Origin of the sequence: Gemmiger formicilis, assembly GCF_016901605.1 — a bacterium.
Classification (GTDB): domain Bacteria; phylum Bacillota; class Clostridia; order Oscillospirales; family Ruminococcaceae; genus Gemmiger; species Gemmiger formicilis_B.
Genome location: NZ_JACJKP010000248.1, coordinates 1 through 3,066, shown reverse-complemented (window position 1 = coordinate 3,066; position 3,066 = coordinate 1). Strand labels below are relative to the sequence as shown.

The 3,066-nt window shown below is 61.8% G+C and carries 2 protein-coding genes and 1 pseudogene; all 3 read right to left on the bottom strand.

Going from position 1 to position 3,066, the window contains the following annotated elements; genetic code table 11:
• A pseudogene (locus tag H6B10_RS13655) lies at positions 1-450 on the bottom strand (hypothetical protein); the annotation flags it as partial.
• A 237-nt stretch (positions 451-687) separates the two neighbouring features.
• Entirely contained in the window at positions 688-2,313 is a 1,626-nt protein-coding gene (treC, locus tag H6B10_RS13650; RefSeq protein WP_204652107.1) for an alpha,alpha-phosphotrehalase, read from the bottom strand.
• Between the two features lie 21 nt (positions 2,314-2,334).
• On the bottom strand, positions 2,335-3,066 hold a 732-nt coding region (locus tag H6B10_RS13645), incomplete at its 5' end, for a PTS transporter subunit EIIC (protein WP_204652106.1).

The window sequence follows — 3,066 nt, the reverse complement described above, 5'->3', positions numbered from 1 at the left end:
GCTGCCTGTGGTGATGGCGGTGACGGTGCCGCCGTTGATGGTAATGGCGCCGCTGCTTTGGGGAGCCTGGGAGGAACCGCCGATGGCTGCCGCCGGATCATCGCTTTGGGCCTGCAGGCTTCCCTGGTCGGGACCCGCCGACTGGGCATAGAGGGTCAGGGCGTTGCCGTCGGCCACCTCGATGTTGCCGGTGGTCACGCTGGCGCCGTCCGCCAGAATCAGGTGCACGCCGCCGGTCACGGTGACCTTTTTGCTGATGGTCACGGTACCCTCGGCCAGATACCAGCCGCCGGTCCAGGCGGTGGTTTCGTCGGTCAGGGTGGTGTAGGTATCACAGCTTTGGGGGACGCCTTGCGCATCCAGATAGGAAACGGGCGCGTCCGCAAAAGCTGCGGGTGCGCAGAACAGGCAGAAGGCCAGCAGTGGGAGCAGGGCCAGCAATCGTTTCATGGAACAGCCTCCTTAGGGGGCGGACGATAGTAAAAACGCCGCATTTTTTTACATATATATCCTCAATATACCATTTTTAGACAATATACACAAGATACAAGCTGAGTTTTTACAAGTATTCCGCCAATACCACAGACCGGGCGCCCTGTGCAGGGCGCCCGGTCTGTGGGAATTTATCAGAATGCTGGAGAAAATGGCAGTGTGTAAGGGGCCCCGTTCCGGGGCAAAAAGGCGGTCTTACCGCCGCAGGGCCAGGCACTCGAAGGGGCGCAGGGTGGTGCGGGGACCGGCGGGGTAGTTGCCCAGCAGCAGTTCCGCATCCTGCCAGCCTTCTGGCAGGGTCAGGGGCACTTCCCGGTCCGTCAGGTTGCAGACCACCAGCAGCTCTTCCTCGTCGGTAAAGCGGCGGTAGGCCAGCAGGTCGGCGTTGTCCCGGAAGAGCATCTCGATGCGGCCTTCGCTGATGACCTTGTGGGCCTTGCGCAGGGCAATGAGGGTGCGGTACCAGCCGAAAATGGAATCCGGGTCCTCCATCTGGGCGGCGGCGTTGATGGTTTTATAATTGTCCACCACGCCGATCCAGGGGGTGCCCGCCGTAAAGCCCGCGTGGGCCGTGGCGTCCCACTGCATGGGGGTGCGGCCGTTGTCCCGGCTGCGGGCGGCCAGAATTTCCAGCGCCTGGGCCGGGGTGTGGCCCTGCTCCTGCAAGATGCGGTAGTAGTTCAGGCTCTCCACGTCCCGGTACTGGTCAATGCCGGTAAAGTGGGCGTTGGTCATGCCCAGTTCCTCGCCCTGGTAGATGTAGGGCGTGCCCCGCATAAAGTGGGTGGCCATGCCCAGCATCTTGGCGCTTTCTTTCCAGTAGCGGCCGTCGTCACCGAAGCGGCTTACCGCCCGGGGCTGGTCGTGGTTGCACCAGAACAGGGCGTTCCAGCCCTCGTGGGCCTGCATGCCTTCCTGCCAGTGGGCGAAGATATCCTTCAGCGCCTGGCGGTCGGGGGGCATCAGTGCCCATTTGTCGCCGTTCTTGTAGTCCACCTTCAGGTGATGGAAGCTGAAACACATGCTCAGTTCGTGGCGGTCCGGCGCGGTGTAGCCGATGCAGTTCTCCAGCGTGGTACTGGACATTTCGCCCACCGTCACCATGCCTTCGATGCCGCCTGCCGCCACCAGTTCCTGCAGGTAGCGGTGGACGTTGCGCCCGTCGGTGTAAAAGCGGCGGCCGTCGCCTTCGTAGTCGTTCTCGAACACTTCCGGCTTGGAGATCAGGTTCACCACGTCAAAGCGGAAGCCTTTCACGCCCTTGTCTTTCCAGAAGCGCAGCACCTTGGCCAGTTCCGCCCGCACGGCGGGATTCTCCCAGTTCAGGTCCGCCTGGGTCACGTCGAACAGATGCAGGTACCACTTTTTCAGGCCGGGCACGTACTCCCAGGCGTTGCCGCCGAACTTGGATACCCAGTTGGTAGGGGGCGTGTTGGGGTCGCCCTCTTTGAAGATGTAGTAGTTCTGGTAGGTCTCGTCCCCGGCCAGGGCTTTCTGGAACCACTGGTGCTCGGTGGAGGTGTGGTTGAACACCATATCGAACATCAGGCCGATGCCCCGTTTGTCCGCTTCGGCGATCAGTTCCTCCAGGTCGGCCATGGTGCCGAACCGGGGGTCTACCGCGCAGTAGTCGGCCACATCGTAGCCGTTGTCCCGCTGGGGAGAGGGGAAGAAGGGAGTCAGCCACAGGTAATCCACCCCCAGGCGGGCCAGGTAATCCAGCCGGGCGGTGACGCCCCGCAGATCGCCCAGGCCGTCGCCGTCGGCGTCATAGAAGGATTTGGGGTAGATCTGGTAGACGACCTTATCCTTGAAGTTCATAGCAGATGCCTCCCGGAAAGATTAGTGGATGCCTTTCTTTTTGCCCACGGCCACCGTCAGCACAAAGGGAACCGCGATGGCAATGACCATGCACAGGGCAAAGCTGAGCATGTACTGGGGCTGGATGGACAGGATGCCCGGCAGGCCGCCCACGCCGATGGCATTGGCGGTGGTGTAGGTGGCCACACAGACCACGGCGGCGATGGCGGAACCGATCATGCCGCAGAGGAACGGGAACTGGAGTTTCATGTTCACGCCGAACATGGCGGGCTCGGTAACGCCCAGATAGCAGGAGATGCAGGCGGGAATGTTCACTTCCTGGGCATCGGCGTTTTTGCGCTGCAGGAAGATGACACCCAGAACCGCGGAACCCTGGGCAATGTTGGACAGGGCGATCATGGGCCACAGCATGGTGCCGCCGAAGTCGGCAATCAGCTGGGTATCAATGGCGTTGGACATATGGTGCAGGCCGGTAATGACCAGCGGGGCATAGAAGAAGCCGAAGACGGCGCCGAACAATACACGGAAGGAACCGGAGATGCCCGCGTACACCACGGCGGAGATGGCGGAACCGATCTTCCAGCCGATGGGGCCCAGCACGAAGTGGGCGGCCATGACGGCCAGCACCAGGCTGCAGAAGGGCACCACGATCATGGAGACCACGGCGGGGCAGATCTTGCGGAAGAATTTTTCCAGATAGACCAGAGTGAAGGCGGCCAGAATGGCGGGAATGACCTGGGCCTGGTAGCCGAT

Excerpts from the sequence above, each read along its gene's own strand:
- treC (WP_204652107.1), bottom strand. The coding sequence starts at position 2,313 with ATGAACTTCAAGGATAAGGTCGTCTACCAGATCTACCCCAAATCCTTC.